At 67.5% G+C, this 17,617-nt stretch carries 17 protein-coding genes; 10 read left to right on the forward strand and 7 right to left on the reverse strand.

The annotated features are described in order from the left end of the window. From MW290_RS18395 to MW290_RS18405, 3 genes are all read left to right on the forward strand, one after another. Nucleotides 1-1,371: an amidase gene (locus MW290_RS18395; RefSeq protein ID WP_250199151.1), complete on the forward strand. Its 1,371-nt coding sequence runs from the start codon at nt 1-3 to the stop codon at nt 1,369-1,371. Then, complete coding sequence (sbcB, locus tag MW290_RS18400) at nt 1,368-2,801, forward strand: exodeoxyribonuclease I (RefSeq protein ID WP_250199152.1); 1,434 nt, start codon at nt 1,368-1,370, stop codon at nt 2,799-2,801. The genes MW290_RS18395 and sbcB overlap by 4 nt, the downstream gene beginning before the upstream one ends. 80 nt (nt 2,802-2,881) lie before the next feature. Further along, nucleotides 2,882-4,480: a histidine-type phosphatase gene (locus tag MW290_RS18405; protein ID WP_375142922.1), complete on the forward strand. Its 1,599-nt coding sequence runs from the start codon at nt 2,882-2,884 to the stop codon at nt 4,478-4,480. A gap of 68 nt (nt 4,481-4,548) precedes the next feature. Here MW290_RS18405 and acnB read toward each other — a convergent pair whose 3' ends face one another. The 7 genes from acnB to MW290_RS18440 all read right to left on the reverse strand — a co-directional run bounded on the left by acnB (nt 4,549) and on the right by MW290_RS18440 (nt 11,348). Next, nucleotides 4,549-7,143: a bifunctional aconitate hydratase 2/2-methylisocitrate dehydratase gene (gene acnB, locus MW290_RS18410; RefSeq protein ID WP_250199153.1), complete on the reverse strand. Its 2,595-nt coding sequence runs from the start codon at nt 7,141-7,143 to the stop codon at nt 4,549-4,551. A gap of 47 nt (nt 7,144-7,190) precedes the next feature. After that, nucleotides 7,191-7,595 carry a type II toxin-antitoxin system VapC family toxin gene (locus tag MW290_RS18415; RefSeq protein WP_250199154.1) on the reverse strand — a complete coding sequence of 135 codons (405 nt, stop codon included), beginning with the start codon at nt 7,593-7,595 and terminating at the stop codon, nt 7,191-7,193. After that, nucleotides 7,592-7,840 carry an AbrB/MazE/SpoVT family DNA-binding domain-containing protein gene (locus tag MW290_RS18420; RefSeq protein ID WP_250199155.1) on the reverse strand — a complete coding sequence of 83 codons (249 nt, stop codon included), beginning with the start codon at nt 7,838-7,840 and terminating at the stop codon, nt 7,592-7,594. Before MW290_RS18420 ends, MW290_RS18415 begins: the two co-directional genes overlap by 4 nt. Before the next feature lie 122 nt (nt 7,841-7,962). Beyond that, nucleotides 7,963-8,628, reverse strand: a complete 666-nt coding sequence (locus tag MW290_RS18425; protein ID WP_250199156.1) for a hypothetical protein — start codon at nt 8,626-8,628, stop codon at nt 7,963-7,965. A 70-nt stretch (nt 8,629-8,698) separates the two neighbouring features. Next, nucleotides 8,699-9,283: a GNAT family N-acetyltransferase gene (locus tag MW290_RS18430; RefSeq protein WP_250199157.1), complete on the reverse strand. Its 585-nt coding sequence runs from the start codon at nt 9,281-9,283 to the stop codon at nt 8,699-8,701. A 9-nt stretch (nt 9,284-9,292) separates the two neighbouring features. Continuing rightward, a complete protein-coding gene (locus MW290_RS18435; RefSeq protein ID WP_250199158.1) occupies nt 9,293-10,297 on the reverse strand; it encodes an HpcH/HpaI aldolase/citrate lyase family protein in 1,005 nt (334 codons plus the stop codon). A gap of 64 nt (nt 10,298-10,361) precedes the next feature. Further along, nucleotides 10,362-11,348: a malate dehydrogenase gene (locus MW290_RS18440; protein ID WP_250199159.1), complete on the reverse strand. Its 987-nt coding sequence runs from the start codon at nt 11,346-11,348 to the stop codon at nt 10,362-10,364. Nucleotides 11,349-11,498: 150 nt separating this feature from the next. Between MW290_RS18440 and MW290_RS18445 the strand changes: the two genes are divergently transcribed. From MW290_RS18445 to gltA, 7 genes are all read left to right on the forward strand, one after another. Further along, nucleotides 11,499-12,266, forward strand: a complete 768-nt coding sequence (locus MW290_RS18445) for a GntR family transcriptional regulator (RefSeq protein ID WP_250199160.1) — start codon at nt 11,499-11,501, stop codon at nt 12,264-12,266. Between the two features lie 109 nt (nt 12,267-12,375). Continuing rightward, on the forward strand, nt 12,376-12,804 hold the full coding sequence (gene sdhC, locus MW290_RS18450; protein WP_250199161.1) for a succinate dehydrogenase, cytochrome b556 subunit: 429 nt from the start codon (nt 12,376-12,378) through the stop codon (nt 12,802-12,804). A gap of 30 nt (nt 12,805-12,834) precedes the next feature. Further along, a complete protein-coding gene (gene sdhD / locus MW290_RS18455) occupies nt 12,835-13,197 on the forward strand; it encodes a succinate dehydrogenase, hydrophobic membrane anchor protein (RefSeq protein ID WP_250199162.1) in 363 nt (120 codons plus the stop codon). A 3-nt stretch (nt 13,198-13,200) separates the two neighbouring features. Continuing rightward, entirely contained in the window at nt 13,201-15,009 is a 1,809-nt protein-coding gene (gene sdhA, locus MW290_RS18460; protein WP_250199163.1) for a succinate dehydrogenase flavoprotein subunit, read from the forward strand. A gap of 49 nt (nt 15,010-15,058) precedes the next feature. Further along, nucleotides 15,059-15,763 (forward strand): succinate dehydrogenase iron-sulfur subunit, encoded by a 705-nt coding sequence (locus tag MW290_RS18465; RefSeq protein WP_250199164.1) that lies wholly within the window; start codon nt 15,059-15,061, stop codon nt 15,761-15,763. A 42-nt stretch (nt 15,764-15,805) separates the two neighbouring features. After that, the gene (locus tag MW290_RS18470) at nt 15,806-16,093 is read left to right on the forward strand and encodes an FAD assembly factor SdhE (RefSeq protein ID WP_250199165.1); all 288 of its coding nucleotides are present in this window, start codon (nt 15,806-15,808) and stop codon (nt 16,091-16,093) included. 1 nt (nt 16,094) lies between these two features. Continuing rightward, complete coding sequence (gene gltA / locus MW290_RS18475) at nt 16,095-17,405, forward strand: citrate synthase (RefSeq protein ID WP_250199166.1); 1,311 nt, start codon at nt 16,095-16,097, stop codon at nt 17,403-17,405. The last annotated feature ends 212 nt before the right edge of the window (nt 17,406-17,617 follow it).

Genomic DNA, 17,617 nt, shown 5'->3' on the forward strand with positions numbered 1-17,617 from the left:
ATGACGACCGAACAAGCTGCGCTGCCGCGCATCGCCACGCTGCGCGCGCAGATCGCCCGCGGCACGCTGACCCATGAAGCCCTGGTGGCCCAGGCGCTGGAAGGCGCTACCGCCCCGGCCGCCCGCCATGTGTTCACCCGCCTGTATGCCGATGCCGCACTGGCCGCTGCCCGCCATGCCGATGCCGCGCTGAAGGCCGGCGTGCAGCTGCCGCTGCTGGCGGGCCTGCCGGTCAGCATCAAGGACTTGTACGACGTGGCCGGCGAGCCCACGCTGGCCGGCTCCATCGCCTGCCGAGACGAGGCGCCGGCCGCGGCCGACGCACCGGCGGTGGCGCGGCTGCGCGCCCAGGGCGCGGCCCTGGTCGGCAAGACCAACATGACGGAGTTCGCGTTCTCGGGCGTGGGCCTCAACCCGCACCACGGCACGCCGGTCAACCCGACCGATGTGGCGGTGGCCCGCATCCCGGGCGGTTCTTCGTCGGGCGCCGCGGTGTCGGTGGCGCTGGGGCTGTCGGTGGCGGGCCTGGGGTCCGACACCGGCGGCAGCATCCGCATTCCGGCGGCGCTCAATGGCCTGGTGGGCTTCAAGAACACGCAGGCCCGGGTGCCGCGCAGCGGCGCCTTCGAGCTGTCGCGCACGCTGGACACGGTGTGCGCGATGGCCCGCTGCGTGGACGACTGCCTGGCCGTCGATGCCGCCATCGCCGATACGCCGCTGGCCGTGCGCCGCCGGCCCGCCGCCGGCCTGCGGCTGGCGCTGCCGCAGACCCTGGTGCTGGACCAGCTGGACGCCACCGTCGCCCGGGCCTTCGAGCGCACGCTGGACCGCCTGTCGGCCGCGGGCGTGCAGATCGTGCCGCTGCCGCTGGCCGAGCTGGCCGAGATCAGCACGCTGAATGCGCCGGGCGGCTTCTCGGCGGTGGAGGCGTTTGCGGTGCACCGCCAGCGCCTGGCCCAACGCCGTGCCGAGTTCGACCCGCGCGTGGCCGCCCGCATCGCGCTGGGCGAAGCGGTGAGCGCGGCCGACTACATCGGCCTGCACGACCGGCGCCGCGGCTGGATGGCGCGTGTGGAGGCGCAACTGCAGGGCTTCGATGCCCTGCTGTGCCCCACGGTGCCCATCGTGGCGCCGCCCATCGCCGAGCTGCAGGCCTCGGACGATGCCTTCTTCAAGGCCAACGGCCTGCTGCTGCGCAACACCTTCACCATCAACTACCTGGACGGCTGCGCCTTCAGCCTGCCCTGCCATGCGCCCGATGAGCTGCCGGTGGGGCTGATGCTGGCCTCGGTGCGTGGCGACGATGCGCGCCTGGCCGCGGTGGCGCTGGCGGTGGAAGCGGTGCTGCAAGACGGGGAGGGCGCACGATGAGCTTCTTCTGGCACGACTACGAGACCTTCGGCATCTCGCCGCGGCGCGACCGGCCTTCGCAGTTCGCTGGTGTGCGTACCGACGACGAGCTGAACGAGATCGACGACCCGGTGATGCTGTACTGCGCGCCGGCGCCCGACTACCTGCCCAGCCCCGAGAGCTGCCTGCTCACCGGCATCCTGCCGCAGACCTGCCTGGAGCGTGGCCTGCCCGAGCATGCGTTCGCCGATGCCATCGAGCAGCAGCTGGCGCGGCCCGACACCATCGGCGTGGGCTACAACTCCATCCGCTTCGACGACGAGGTGACGCGCCACCTGTTCTGGCGCAACCTGATCGACCCCTATGGCCGTGAATGGCAGAACGGCTGCGGCCGCTGGGACCTGCTGGACGTGGTGCGCGCCTGCTGGGCGCTGCGGCCCGAAGGCATCGAATGGCCCACGCACCCCGACGGCCGCGCCTCCTTCAAGCTGGAGCACCTGACCGCCGCCAACGGCCTGGCGCACGAGGCCGCGCACGATGCGTTGTCCGACGTGCGGGCCACCGTCGCGCTGGCGCGGCTGTTGCGCCAGCGCCAGCCGCGGCTGTGGGACTTCTGCCTCAAGCTGCGCCGAAAGGATGCGGTGATCGCCGAGATCGAGAGCGCCCAGCGCCAGGGCCGGCCATTGCTGCACCTGAGCGGCATGTACGGCCCCGAGCGCGGCTGCATGGCCCTGGTGTGGCCGCTGGCGCCGCATCCGAAGAACAAGAACGAGCTGATCGTCTGGGACCTGGCGCAGCACCCGGGCGAGCTGTTCCAGCTCAACGCCGCCACCATCCGCGAGCGCATGTTCACCCGCAGCGAAGACCTGCCCGAAGGCGTGACGCGGCTGCCGGTCAAGAGCATCCACCTCAACAAGAGCCCGGTGGTGGTGGGCAACCTGAAGACGCTGACACCCGCGGTGCTGCAGCGCTGGAACCTCGATGTGGACCAGGCGCTGCGCCATGCCGAGGTGGCCGCGGCCGGCGTGGGTGCTTTGGCCGGCGTGTGGGCCGAGGTGTTCGACCGCGCGCCGCCGGCCGAGGCGCCCGACGTCGACGAAGACCTGTACGGCGGCTTCATCGGCAACGAAGACCGGCGCACGCTGCAGCGCCTGCGCGGCCTGTCGCCCGACGCGATGGCGGGCAAGCGCCCGGCCTTTGCCGACGAGCGACTGGAAGAGCTGTTTTTCCGCTTCCGCGCCCGCAACTTCCCGCACACGCTGGACGAGGCCGAGCAGGCCCGCTGGCAGGCCCATCGGGTGGCCCGGCTGCACCATGGCGCGGGTGGTGCGCTGTCGCTCACCGCCTTCTTCGAGCAGATCGACACCCTGGGCGAGGCCGCCGACGAGCGCGGCCAGGACATCCTGGGCGCGCTGTACGACTACGCCGAGCAGATCGCGCCGGAGCTGTAGCGCCCGCACCGCGCCGTCACGGGGGCGTCACGCGGCCCCGGTAGCTTCCGCCGGTTCTGCCCACCCCCTGAACCTGCGGCATGCTGCCGAGAAAGTTGAACGCCACCTTCGTTGGAACCGGTCTGATGTGGGGGGCGATCGCCTTGCTCGCAGGCTGCGGCGAGTCCGACAAGAGCGACGTCGCCCACACCTACTACCAGACCAAGACGCCCTACGCGCCGCAGCAGGACGCGGCCACGTACGAGGCGCCGCCCAGCGGCTTCGTGCCGGTGTACACCGAGCTGGTGGCGCGCCATGGCTCGCGCGGGCTGTCCAGCCTCAAGTACGACCTGGCCGTCTACAACATGTGGAAGAAGGCCGAGGAGGACGGCGCGCTGACCCCGCTGGGCGCGCAGCTGGGGCCCGACGTGTTGAAGATCATTAAGGCCAACTTCCTGCTGGGCTACGGCGTCAGCGGCATCAGCACGCCCGGCTATGGCAACGAGACCCAGCTGGGCATCACCGAGCACACGCAGCTGGCGCAGCGCCTGCTGAGCCGTCAGTCCGCGCTGTTCCAGGCGGCGGCCAGCGCCGCCGGCAGCGCCCCGCGTCAGATCGTGGTGGTGACCTCGGGCGTGGACCGCGCGGTGGACAGCGGCGCCTTCTTCGTCAAGTCGTTGCTGGCCGGCCAGTCTGCGCTCACCCCGCTGGTGACCTATCCGCCCGCGCCTTCGCCGTACCCCGAAGGCGGCAAGGCCGTGGCCCAGCCCGCGGGGACGAACCGCTTCCTGCTGTACTTCCACAAGCTGGTGGCCAAGACCGATGCGGTCACGAACACGGCCAATCCGCTGTACACCACCTACCAGGACAGCCAGGCCTTCCAGAAGTGGCTGACCGATCCCGATCTGGCCGCCAAGCAGGCGGCGATCCAGGCGGATACCGCGGCGCAGGCGGCGGGCCGGGCGGTGCTGGAGCGCCTGTTCACCAAGGCCTTCGTCGACAAGATCGCGGCCGGCACCTACAGCTTCGCCAACACCGGCAGCATGACCTTTGCCAGTGACGACGGCAAGTTCACGAGCACCCTGACCGGCGACGGCAAGACCGGCATCACCGACCTGGCCAGCGGCGGCTCGTTGATCTATGAGCTGTACGCCATCGCCCCGGCGATGAAGGCCGAGGCCGCGGTCGACTTCACCGTCTACATGCCGCAGGAGCAGGCCCGCTACTTCGCCTACATGCAGGACGCGTCCGACTTCTACAAGATGGGCCCGAGCATCCAGGAAAAGGGCGACGTCACCTGGCGGATGGCGCAGATCCTGGAGGACGACTTCTTCAACGAGGTGGACGCCATCGCACGCGGCGACCTCAGCCACGTGGCCAAGCTGCGCTTTGCGCATGCCGAGATCGTGGTGCCGTTTGCTTCGCGCATGGGCCTGAAGAACGTGCTGCAGCAGCAGCCGCTGGCCACGATGTACAGCTACGACAACAACCCCTGGCGGGGCGACTACGTATCGCCCATGGCCGCCAACATGCAGTGGGACGTGGTGCGTGACGGCCGGGGCACGTTGCTGGTGAAGATGCTCTACAACGAGAAGGAAACCGACTTCAAGGCCGCCTGCGATGGTGCACGGTACGCCGCCGGCAGCCACTACTACGACTACGGCAAGCTCAAGGCCTGCTACGGCCACAACGCCAGCTGACGCGCTGGCCCCAGCGCAAAGAAAAAGGCCCGCGCGATGCGGGCCTTTTTGCCAGGGGCGTGCCTGGATCAGGCAGCGACACCCTTGGCCGCTTGCGCGTATTCCTCGATCTGGTCGAAGTTCATGTAGCGGTAGACGCTGGCCTTGTCGGCGTCGATCACGCCCATCTCCTTCAGGTACTCCTCCTTGGTCGGCAGGCGGCCCAGGCGCGAGGCGATGGCGGCCAGCTCGGCCGAGCCCAGGAACACGTTGGTGTTCTTGCCCAGACGGTTCGGGAAGTTGCGGGTGGAGGTGGAGATGACGGTCGCGCCTTCACGCACCTGCGCCTGGTTGCCCATGCACAGGCTGCAGCCCGGCATTTCGGTGCGTGCACCGGCGGTACCGAAGGCGGCGTAGTGGCCTTCCTTGATCAGCTCGCTCTGGTCCATCTTGGTGGGCGGTGCCACCCACAGCTTGACCGGGATGTCGCGCTGGCCGCCCAGCAGCTTGGCCGCGGCACGGAAGTGGCCGATGTTGGTCATGCACGAGCCGATGAAGGCCTCGTCGATCTTGGTGCCGGCCACTTCGGACAGGAACTTGGCGTCGTCCGGGTCGTTGGGGCAGCAGACGATGGGTTCCTGGATGTCGGCCAGATCGATTTCGATCACGGCGGCGTACTCGGCGTCCTTGTCGGCTTCCAGCAGCTCGGGCTTGGCCAGCCAGGCTTCCACCTTCTCGATGCGGCGCTGCAGCGTCTTGGCGTCGGCATAACCGTCGGCGATCATGTTCTTCATCAGCACCACGTTGCTGGTGAGGTACTCCTTGATCGGCTCGGGGTTGAGCTTGATGGTGCAGCCGGCGGCCGAGCGCTCGGCCGAGGCGTCGCTCAGCTCGAAGGCCTGTTCCACCTTCAGGTCGGGCAGACCTTCGATCTCGAGGATGCGGCCCGAGAAGATGTTCTTCTTGCCGGCCTTGGCCACGGTCAGCAGACCGGCCTTGATGGCGTACAGCGGAATGGCATGCACCAGGTCACGCAGCGTGACGCCGGGCTGCATCTCGCCCTTGAAGCGCACCAGCACCGATTCGGGCATGTCCAGCGGCATCACGCCGGTGGCCGCGCCGAAGGCCACCAGGCCCGAGCCGGCCGGGAAGCTGATGCCGATCGGGAAGCGGGTGTGCGAGTCGCCGCCGGTGCCCACGGTGTCGGGCAGCAGCAGGCGGTTCAGCCAGCTGTGGATCACGCCGTCGCCCGGGCGCAGGGCCACGCCGCCGCGGTTGCTGATGAAGGCGGGCAGTTCGCGGTGGGTCTTCACGTCCACCGGCTTGGGATAGGCGGCGGTGTGGCAGAAGCTCTGCATCACCAGGTCGGCCGAGAAGCCCAGGCAGGCCAGGTCCTTCAGCTCGTCGCGGGTCATCGGGCCGGTGGTGTCCTGGCTGCCGACGGTGGTCATCTTGGGCTCGCAGTAGGTGCCCGGGCGCACGCCCTGGCCTTCCGGCAGGCCGACGGCGCGACCAACCATCTTCTGCGCCAGCGTGAAGCCGGCCTTGCTGGCGACGGGCGCCACCGGCAGGCGGAACACGGTGGAGGCGGGCAGGCCCAGGAACTCACGCGCCTTGGCGGTGAGCGAGCGGCCGATGATCAGGTTGATGCGGCCGCCGGCACGCACCTCGTCGAACAGCACGTCGCTCTTGAGCTTGAACTCGGCCACGGTCTCGCCGTTCTTGACCAGCTTGCCGTCGTAGGGCAGCACGTCGATGACGTCGCCCATCTCCAGCTTGCTCACGTCCACCTCGATCGGCAGCGAGCCGGAGTCTTCCTGCGTGTTGAAGAAGATGGGGGCGATCTTGCCGCCCAGCGTGACGCCGCCGAAGCGCTTGTTCGGCACGAAGGGGATGTCCTGGCCGGTGGCCCAGATCACGCTGTTGGTAGCGCTCTTGCGGCTGGAGCCGGTGCCCACCACGTCGCCCACGTAGGCCACCAGGTGGCCCTTCTTCTTCAGGTCCTCGATGAACTGCATCGGACCGCGCTTGCCGTCTTCCTCGGGCTTGAAGGCCGCGTCGGGGCGGGTGTTCTTCAGCATCGCCAGGTAGTGCAGCGGAATGTCCGGGCGGCTCCAGGCGTCGGGCGCGGGCGACAGGTCGTCGGTGTTGGTTTCACCGGGCACCTTGAACACGGTGACGGTGATCTTCTTCTCGACCTCGGGGCGGGTGGTGAACCACTCGGCGTCGGCCCAGCTTTGCATCACTTCCTTGGCCTTGGCATTGCCGGCCTTGGCCTTGTCGGCCACGTCGTTGAAGAAGTCGAACATCAGCAGGGTCTTCTTCAGGCCCTCGGCCGCGACGGCGGCCACGTCGGCCTCGGCGTCCAGCAGTTCGATCAGCGGGTGCACGTTGTAGCCGCCCACCATGGTGCCCAGCAGCTCGGCGGCCTTGGCCTTGGAAACCAGCGGCACGCTGATGTCGCCATGCGCCACGGCGGCCAGGAAGCTGGCCTTGACCTTGGCGGCGTCGTCCACGCCGGGCGGCACGCGGTAGGTCAGCAGCTCCAGCAGGAAGGCTTCTTCGCCGGCCGGCGGGTTCTTGATCAGCTCAATCAGGTCGGCGACCTGCTTGGCGTCGAGCGGCAGCGGCGGAATGCCGAGCGCGGCGCGTTCGGCGGCATGTTGGCGGTAGGCTTGCAGCATGTGGTCAGGCTCCATGGGGCTCGTGCGGATAGGGTTCACTGCAGGGCTCAGGCCTTGGGCACGATGAGCTTGAGACCCTTGAAATACTCGCGGAAGAAGGCGTCGTCGCGGGTGATCAGGCCGTTGCATTGAAGCAAGGCATGGGCCCCGATGAGGAAGTCGGCGACGACGCGTTCGCGCTTGCCGCCGCGGGCGCGGAAGCGGCGGTTCATGTGGCCGGCGCGCATGGCGGCCTGTTCGGTGCCGGGCAGGTGGCGGATGCCCAGCGTGGCCAGCGTGTCCATCAGGCTGACCGAGGTGTCGAGCATGGCCTGCACTTCGGCCACCACGGCGTCGGACACCACCACGTCGTCGGCGGCCAGGGCCTCGGCCACGCAGGCTTCCGATGCATCGGCGTAATGTTCGTCGCCGATCAGCACGTCGATCAGCACCGAGGAATCGATGGCGATCATTGATCGACGGGATCGCTAGGGGCGCGGCCACGGATGGCGCGCAGCGCCTCGTCGGTCGTCGTCAGGCCGTCCACCAGCTTGAACTTGCCGCGCACCTTGCGCAGCGCCTCGCTCACGTCCTTGCGCAGGACGATGCGGCCACCGTCCAGCTCCACCTTCAAGACGCTACCCTTGACCAGGCCGAGTGCATCGCGCACCGCCTTGGGGAGGGTGATCTGTCCGCGTTCGGCGACGGTGGCTTCCATGGCGGTGGCGTTTGAAAGATTCGGTATGCACGCATTGTACGTACCGAACCTTTCCTACGAAAGCGCGCGGAGATCATGCATCCGACGAATGGCGTCGGATGCCGCGTGTCGGCCGTGGCCGATCAGCGCGGTGCGGCGGCCGACGCGGCGTTGGCGGCGGCGCTGGCCGCGCGAGCGGCCTGGTCGGCGGCCGAAGCTGCGGTGGCCGCGGCCTGGGCGGCGCTGGCGGCCGACTGGGCGGCCACGGCAGCGGCCCTGGCCGGGTCGATGCCCAGCGACGAGGTCGGCGGGTTGGCCTGCATCTCCAGCCGCGCGGTGCGCTGGCGCTCGTGCATGCATTCATCGACCAGTCGCTGGCCCGCCTTGACGTCCATCAGCATGGACTTGTTGGCGATCTGGATCATCAGCGTGCGGCCCTTGACGTCTTCCAGGCGCAGTGCGCCGGTGGTCGAGAGCACCGGCTTCATCGTGTAGACCTGCTTCTTGAAGTCCACGTCCACGTAGCCCGGCGCCTTGGGGTTCATCGCGATGGCCAGGGTCTGGTCGAACTCGCAGCTGTAGCTGCCGAAGTAGGTGCGCTCGGCCGCGGCCAGCTGCTCGGGCGATGCGTCGGGCAGCGGCGCTTCCACCGGCGGCGGGGGCGGGGCCTTCTTGGCCACGGGCTTCTTGCTTTGGGGCGCCTTGGCGGCGGGCTTGGCCGCCGGCTTGGCGGGTTGCTGGGCGAAGGCGGGTGCCAGCAGCGCCGCGCAGATCAGCGAGGCGGCGAGCTGGGAAGAGCGAAAGGTCATCAAGGATCTCCGGAGGGAATCGGTACTGCGGCCGGCATTGTCGCGCCGGTGGCGCGGCGGCCCGGTGAGCTCATGTTGCCGTGCGGCGCAGGCGGAACAGCCGGTGGCGACGCAGCGGCTGGCCGGGCGCGATCAGCGGGTGGTCGAAATCGTCGGCCGCATCGTGCTGCATGCCCAGCCGCTGCATCACGGCCTGGGAAGGCAGGTTCTCTTCGGCGGTGTAGGCGGTGAGTTCGTCCAGCTGCAGCTGATCGAATGCGAACTGCATGGCTGCCTGCGCCGCCTCGGTGGCCAGGCCGCGGCCCCAGGCCTCGCGGCACAGCCGCCAGCCCAGTTCGACCGTCGGCACGAAGGGCGCATCAATGGTGGTGACGTGCAGCCCCACGGTGCCGGCAAAGGCCATCTGGCCTGGTAGCTCCAGCGCCCACATGCCCCAGCCGCGCTGGGCGATGGCGGCGCGGATGCGGCCGGCCTCCTGCACGGCCTGCTCGAAGCCCAGCGTGGCCGAAAAGTAGCGGCGCACCTCGGCATCGGCATTCATCGCGCACCAGGCGGGCAGGTCGCTGTCCTTCCACTGGCGCAGCAGGGTGCGGCGGGTGCGCAGCTCCAGCGGGGCCGCGAAGGTCTTGAGCACCAGCACGCGGTCCTCGCCCATCGCCAGTCGTCAGTCGAAGAAGGCGGCGCGGATCTGCGCCGGCAGCTGCGGGCCGCCTGCGTACGAGGTGCGGTGCGCGCGTTCCAGCACGTGCCAGAAGTAGCGGAAGCTGGCGCGGTCGTGCAGGGTGTCGTTGTGGCGGATCGGCGCCCACTGGGCGGCCTGCGCGGCCATGATGATGTCGATGGCCGTGTCCACCTCGGCGGTGGTGGGCGTGAAGGCATCGACGATGGGCTTGATCTGCGCCGGGTGGATGCTCCACATGCGGGTGTAGCCGAACTGCCGGCAGGCCTTGGTGGCCGCTTCCTGCAGCGCCGAGGGGTGCTTGAACTCGGTGACCACGCAGTGCGAGGGCGTCTTGCCGTGGGCATGGCAGGCGGCGGCGATCTCCAGCTTGGCGCGCACCACCAGCGGATGCTCGAACTGGCCCTTGACGCTCATGCCCGCGGCCGGAATGGCACCGCGGTGCGCCGAGACGAAGTCCATCAGCCCGAACGACAGCGACTGGATGCGCGGATGCGCCGCCAGCGCATGCACCTCGTGCAGTGCGCCGTGGGTTTCCACCAGCGCATGCACCGGCAGCGGCTGAGGCAGGCTGGCGGCGCTGGCGGCGGCGTCCACCGCGTCGATGCCGCGCTGCAGCTCGGCCAGGCTGCGCACCTTGGGCAGCATCACGTAGGCCAGGCGGGCGCCGGCGCGGCCGACGATGGTCTGCACCACGTCGCTGAAGGCGGGGTGGTCCACCGTCACCACCCGGGCGCCGACGCGGCCGAAGCAGTTCTGCGGCGAGTCCACCAGCTCGGCGATCAGCGCCGCATGCTCGCGCTCGCCGCCCACGGGGGCACCGTCCTCGCAGTCCAGCGTGATGTCGAACACCGGCCCCATCTCGGCCTGCAGCTCCAGGCTCTTGCGCATGCGCACTTCCACGCCGGCGTAGTGGTCGCACACCGGCAGCACGTCGGCCGCCTCGCCAGCTTCGAAGAGCGCGTCGCGCGGATGGACCTTGGGGATCATGGGCAGTGCAGCAATGGGGGCCGTGAATGACAAAGGCCGGCGCTTCGGCCGGCCTTGGGTTGCTTTACAGCAGGTGCTTGACGCCGTCCTGCTCTTCCAGCAGTTCCTTCAGCGTGAAGTCGATGCGCTCCTGCGAGAAGCTGTCGATGTCCAGGCCTTCGACGATCTTGTACTCGCCGTTTTCGGTGGTCACCGGGTAGCCGAAGATCACGTCCTTCGGGATGCCGTATTCACCGTTGCTGGGCACGCCCATGGTGACCCACTTGCCGTTGGTGCCCAGGGCCCAGTCGCGCATGTGGTCGATGGCGGCGTTGGCGGCCGAGGCGGCCGACGACAGGCCACGCGCTGCGATGATGGCGGCGCCGCGCTTCCCGACGGTGGGCAGGAAGGTGTCCTTGTTCCACACGTCGTCGTTGATCAGCTGCTTGACCGATTGGCCGCCGATGGTGGCGAAGCGGTAGTCGGCGTACATCGTGGGCGAGTGGTTGCCCCACACGGCCAGCTTCTCGATCGCGTCCACCGGCTTGCCGGTCTTGGCGGCGATCTGCGAGGCGGCGCGGTTGTGGTCCAGGCGCAGCATGGCGGTGAAGTTCTTGGCCGGCAGGTCCGGGGCCGACTTCATCGCGATGTAGGCGTTGGTGTTGGCCGGGTTGCCCACCACCAGCACCTTGACGTTGCGCGAGGCGACCTTGTTCAGGGCCTTGCCCTGGGCCGTGAAGATCTGCGCGTTGGCCGACAGCAGGTCCTTGCGCTCCATGCCGGGGCCGCGGGGGCGGGCGCCCACCAGCAGGGCGTAATCGGCGTCCTTGAAGGCCACTTCCGGATCGCCGGTGGCCACGATGCCGGCCACCAGCGGGAAGGCGCAGTCGTCCAGCTCCATGATCACGCCCTTGAGCGCGTTCTGGGCCTTCTCGTCGGGGATCTCGAGCAGTTGCAGGATCACCGGCTGATCCTTGCCCAGCATTTCGCCGGAGGCGATGCGGAACAGCAGGGCATAACCGATTTGACCGGCGGCGCCGGTGACGGCCACGCGAACGGGCGACTTGCTCATGGAGAACTCCTGATGGGGAAGGAAAAAGGAGAGGGTGAGGGCGCTAAGGTCCGACCAGCCCATGAGTTTAGCCCCCGCCAGGGCGATTGACGAAACGGTCGAGGATCTTATGTCTTATGTAAGACATCGGATCTGTGATGGAATGTGAGGATGTCTTCCGTGTTGCCATCGCCCGAGCCGGCCGGCGGCCCTGCCGCCGTGGCACCTTCGTTCAGCCCGCTGTACCAGCAGATCAAGGCCTTGATCACGCGCAGCCTGCAGGGCGGCGAATGGAAGCCGGGTGAGCCCATCCCGAGCGAGACCGAGCTGGCCCAGCGCTTCAAGGTCAGCCAGGGCACGGTGCGCAAGGCCATCGACGAGCTGGCCACCGAGAACCTGTTGGTGCGCCGGCAGGGCAAGGGCACCTTCGTGGCCACCCACGCCGAAGAAAAGGTGCAGTTCCGCTTCCTGCGCCTGATCCCGGACGAAGGCGAGGCCGGCAACATGCCGCGCCGCTTCCTCGACTGCCGGCGCCTGCGCGCGCCGGCCGACGTGGCCAAGGCGCTGGAAATCAAGAGCGGCGAGCCGGTGGTGCAGGTGCGCCGGCTGCTTTACTTCCGCGACCGGCCGGTGGTGCTGGACGATATCTGGCTGGTCGGTGCGCAGTTCAAGGGCTTGACGGCCGAGCGCCTGTCGGAGCTGCGGGCGCCGCTGTACCGGCTTTTCGAAAGCGAGTTCGGCGTGCGCATGATCCGCGCCGAGGAAAAGATCCGCGCGGTGGCCGCCAGCGGCGCCTCCGCCCAGCTGCTGGAAGTGCCCGAGGGCGCGCCGTTGCTGTCGGTCGAACGGCTGTCCTACACCTACGGCAACCGGCCGGTGGAGTGGCGCCGCGGCCTCTACGACACCACGACCCACTTCTACAGAAACGAGCTGAACTGACGATGGCAGTGGGGAAGCAACGGCACCCCGTACTTTCCCTGCTGCGTTGCAATAAACTCCCGCGGTTTCACTGCGATTACAACCCTCCCCAGCCGGCCCAAGGATGCATATGGCAGACACCCTGAAAACCCGTCCCGTCTACCGGAACATCCACGTCACGCAGATCTTGAAGTACCGCTTGCCGCCTGCCGGCATCGTGTCGATCCTGCACCGCATCAGCGGCGTGATCATGTTCCTGTTGTTGCCGTTCGTGATCTGGATGTTTGACGCGAGCGTGACATCCGAGATCTCCTACGACGGCTTCGCCAGCGCCTTCTCGGCCGGCATCGGCTTCGTGCCCGGCTGGTTCCTCAAACTGGTCTCGCTGGCGCTGATCTGGGCCTACCTGCTGCACTTCACCGCCGGCGTGCGCCATCTGTGGATGGACGCCACCCACGCCGTGACCAAGGGCGCCGGCCACCACTCGGCCGTGGCCACCCTGGCCATCAGCAGCATCCTCACCGTGCTGCTGGGCGCCAAGCTCTTCGGCCTGTACTGATCCCCGTTCCACAAGAAGATTCAGCTCACGATGTCCACCAACTACGGTTCCAAGCGCATCGTCGTAGGCGCGCACTACGGCCTTCGCGACTGGCTCAGCCAGCGCGTCACTGCGGTCCTGATGGGCCTTTTCACCATCGTCCTGCTGGTGCAGGTGCTGATGCCGGGCGAACTCGGCTACGACCGCTGGTCCGGCATCTTTTCCCACCAGTGGATGAAGGTGCTTACGTTTGTCGTCATCATCTCCCTGCTGTATCACGTGTGGGTCGGCATCCGCGACGTGTGGATGGACTACGTGAAGCCGGTCGGGGTGCGCCTGGGCCTGCAGGTGGCAACGATCGCGTGGCTCGTCGGCTGCGCCGGCTGGGCAGTGCAAGTGCTCTGGAGACTTTAAGAAATGGCCCTCAACGCTTCTTCCCTTCCGCGCCGCAAGTTCGACGTCGTCATCGTCGGCGCCGGTGGTTCCGGCATGCGCGCCTCGCTGCAGCTGTCCCGCGCCGGCCTCAACGTGGCCGTGCTCAGCAAGGTCTTCCCCACCCGCTCGCACACCGTGGCGGCGCAGGGCGGCATCGGTGCCTCGCTGGGAAACATGAGCGAGGACAACTGGCACTACCACTTCTACGACACGATCAAGGGCTCCGACTGGCTGGGCGACCAGGACGCCATCGAGTTCATGTGCCGTGAAGCGCCCAAGGTGGTGTATGAGCTCGAACACTTCGGCATGCCGTTCGACCGCAACCCCGACGGCACCATCTACCAGCGTCCGTTCGGCGGCCACACCGCCAACTACGGTGAAAAGCCGGTGCAGCGCGCCTGTGCCGCGGCCGACCGTACCGGCCACGCGATGCTCCACACGCTCTACCAACAGAACGTCAAGGCCCGCACCAACTTCTTCGTCGAATGGATGGCGCTGGACCTGATCCGCGACGCCGAAGGCGACGTGGTGGGCGTGACCGCGCTGGAGATGGAAACCGGCGACATCCATATCCTGGAAGCCAAGACCACGCTGCTGGCCACCGGCGGCGCGGGCCGCATCTTCGCCGCCAGCACCAACGCCTTCATCAACACCGGTGACGGCCTGGGCATGGCCGCACGCGCCGGCATTCCGCTGCAGGACATGGAGTTCTGGCAGTTCCACCCCACCGGCGTGGCCGGCGCGGGCGTGCTGCTGACCGAAGGCTGCCGCGGTGAAGGCGCCATCCTGCGCAACAGCGATGGCGAGCGTTTCATGGAGCGCTATGCGCCCACGCTGAAGGACCTGGCGCCGCGCGACTTCGTCTCGCGCTGCATGGACCAGGAGATCAAGCAAGGCCGCGGCTGTGGTCCCAACAAGGACTATGTGGTGCTGGACATGACCCACCTGGGCGCCGACACCATCATGAAGCGCCTGCCCAGCGTGTTCGAGATCGGCCACAACTTCGCCAACGTCGACATCACCAAGGAGCCGATCCCGGTGGTGCCCACCATCCACTACCAGATGGGCGGCATCCCGACGAACATCCATGGCCAGGTGGTCACGCCCAACGGCCAGATCCCCAACGCCATCGTCAACGGCCTGTACGCGGTGGGCGAATGCTCCTGCGTGTCGGTGCACGGCGCCAACCGCCTGGGCACCAACTCGCTGCTCGACCTCGTGGTGTTCGGCCGCGCGGCGGGCAACCACATCGTCGAGTTCAACAACAAGAACAAGAACCACAAGCCGCTGCCGGCCGACGCGGTGGACCGCACGCTGGAACGCGTCGCCCGCCTGGACAGCAGCACCAGCGGCGAGTACGCGCAGGACGTGGCCAACGAGATCCGCTCGGTCATGCAGCAGCACGCTGCGGTGTTCCGCACCCAGGCCTCGATGAACGAAGGCGTGACCAAGATCCTGGAAGTGGCCAAGCGCGTGCCCAACATCGCGCTGAAGGACAAGTCCAAGGTCTTCAACACTGCCCGCGTCGAGGCCTTGGAAGTCGAGAACCTGATCGAAGCCGCGAAGGCGACGATGATCTCGGCTGCGGCGCGCACCGAATGCCGTGGCGCCCACACCGTCGAGGACTACGAGCGTCCGGCGGACGACCCGCAGTTCCCGCTCGGCCGCAACGACGCCGAATGGATGAAGCACACGCTGTTCTTCAGCGAAGACAACCGGCTCGAGTACAAGCCCGTCAACCTGAAGCCGCTGACCGTCGAATCGGTGCCGCCCAAGGTCCGCACGTTCTGATTCAGTCCCCCGAACCGGCACTGCAAGGCTCTGCAAGGATTACCCAGCCATGACGAAGCGTACCTTCCACATCTATCGCTACGACCCCGACAAGGACGCCAAGCCCTATATGCAGGTCGTCGAGATCGAACTCGACGGCCACGAGCGCATGCTGCTCGACGCCTTGAACAAGCTCAAGGCGCAGGACCCGACCATCTCCTTCCGGCGGTCGTGCCGCGAGGGCGTGTGCGGCTCCGACGCGATGAACATCAACGGCAAGAACGGCCTGGCGTGCCTGACCAACATGCGCACGCTCAAGGACCCGATCGTGCTGAAGCCGCTGCCCGGCCTGCCCGTGATCCGCGACCTCATCGTGGACATGACGCAGTTCTTCAAGCAGTACAACTCGATCACGCCCTACCTCATCAACGACACGCCGCCGCCCGACAAGGAGCGCCTGCAGTCGCCCGAGGAGCGTGAAGAGCTGAACGGCCTGTACGAGTGCATCCTGTGCGCCAGCTGCTCCACCAGCTGCCCCAGCTTCTGGTGGAACCCCGACAAGTTCGTGGGCCCCGCCGGTCTGCTGCAGGCCTACCGCTTCATCGCGGACAGCCGCGACCAGGGCACGGCCGAGCGCCTCGACAACCTCGAGGACCCGTACCGCCTGTTCCGCTGCCACACGATCATGAACTGCGTCGACGTCTGCCCCAAGGGCCTGAACCCGACGAAGGCGATCGGCAAGATCAAGGAACTGATGGTTCGGCGCGCCGTTTAAGGGCGCACGGATGCACATGGTCAGGACGACGCAAGGGTGACGATGGACACTGTGCTTGATGCTGGTGCGATCAATCGCCTGAAGTGGCGCTGCCGCCGCGGGCTGCTCGAGAACGACCTGTTCATCGAGCGGTTCTTCCAGCGGCATGAAGACCACCTGACCGAATCGCAGGCCCAGGCCTTGCTGGCATTGATGGATCTGTCGGATAACGATCTGCTGGATCTGCTGTTGATGCGTACAGAACCGAGCGGCGAGATGGACCGGCCAGAAGTCCATCAGCTGCTCGGGATGATGAGAACCCCCGGAACCATCCTCCAGAAAGGGAATTGAGATGACCCCATCCGACGTGAAAGCCACCCTGTCGTTCACAGACGGCAGCCCCAGCATGGACCTGCCCATCTACAAGGGCACGGTGGGCCCGGACGTCATCGATATCCGCAAGCTGTACGCCCAGACCGGCAAGTTCACCTACGACCCGGGTTTCCTGTCGACGGCTTCGTGCAACTCCACCATCACCTACATCGACGGTGACAAGGGCGAGCTGCTGTACCGCGGCTACCCCATCGAGCAGCTCGCCACCAAGTGCGACTTCCTCGAGACCTGCTACCTGCTGCTGAACGGCGAACTGCCCAACGAGACGCAGAAGAACGACTTCGTCAAGACGGTGACCAATCACACGATGGTCAACGAGCAGATGCAGTTCTTCCTGCGTGGCTTCCGCCGTGACGCGCACCCGATGGCGGTGATGACTGGCCTGGTGGGCGGCCTGTCGGCCTTCTATCACGACAGCACCGACATCACGAACCCGCAGCACCGCGAGATCTCGGCGATCCGCCTGATCGCGAAGATGCCGACGCTGGTGGCGATGGCCTACAAGTACGGCATCGGCCAGCCCTACATCTACCCGAAGAACGACCTGTCGTACACCGCGAACTTCATGCGCATGATGTTCGCCACGCCGTGCGAAGAGTACGTGCCCAACGACGTGCTGGTGCGCGCGATGGACCGCATCTTCATCCTGCACGCCGACCACGAGCAGAACGCCTCCACCTCCACGGTGCGGCTGTGCGGCTCTTCGGGCACCAACCCGTTCGCGGCCATTGCCGCGGGCGTGGCCTGCCTGTGGGGTCCGGCGCACGGTGGTGCCAACGAAGCCGCGCTGAACATGCTGGAAGACATCCAGCGCCAGGGCGGTGCCGAGAAGATCGGCGAGTTCATCAAGCAGGTGAAGGACAAGAACTCCAACGTCAAGCTGATGGGCTTCGGCCACCGGGTCTACAAGAACTACGACCCGCGCGCCAAGCTGATGCGCGAAACCTGCCACGAGGTGCTGGACGCGCTGGGCCTGCACGACGACCCGCTGTTCAAGCTGGCCATGGCGCTGGAAAAGATCGCCCTGGAAGACGACTACTTCGTGTCGCGCAAGCTGTACCCGAACGTCGACTTCTACTCGGGCATCGTGCAGCGCGCGATCGGCATCCCGGTGAGCCTGTTCACCGCCATCTTCGCGCTGGCCCGCACCGTCGGCTGGATCGCCCAGCTGAACGAGATGATCGGCGACCCCGAGTACAAGATCGGCCGTCCGCGTCAGCTGTTCTCGGGCGCCACCGCCCGCGACGTCAAGCCGATCGATCAGCGCTGATCGTTCTTCGCTCCCTGCAGACGCCCCGGTCCTCCGGGGCGTTTTTCATGTGCGCCCCCAAGCTCGCTGCGCTCGCGCCCCCCCCCCAGGCCCTTGCGAAAGGGCCCTTCGGACCCTTGGGGAGCCCCCGCCCTTGGGGCGGCCCGGCGGGCGGGTGGTGCAGCCTTCGCGCCGCGCGAAGGCTCGATCGTCCAATGCCGTACGACGCCCCG

This window comes from Aquincola tertiaricarbonis (assembly GCF_023573145.1).
Taxonomy (GTDB): Bacteria; Pseudomonadota; Gammaproteobacteria; order Burkholderiales; family Burkholderiaceae_C; genus Aquincola; species Aquincola tertiaricarbonis_B.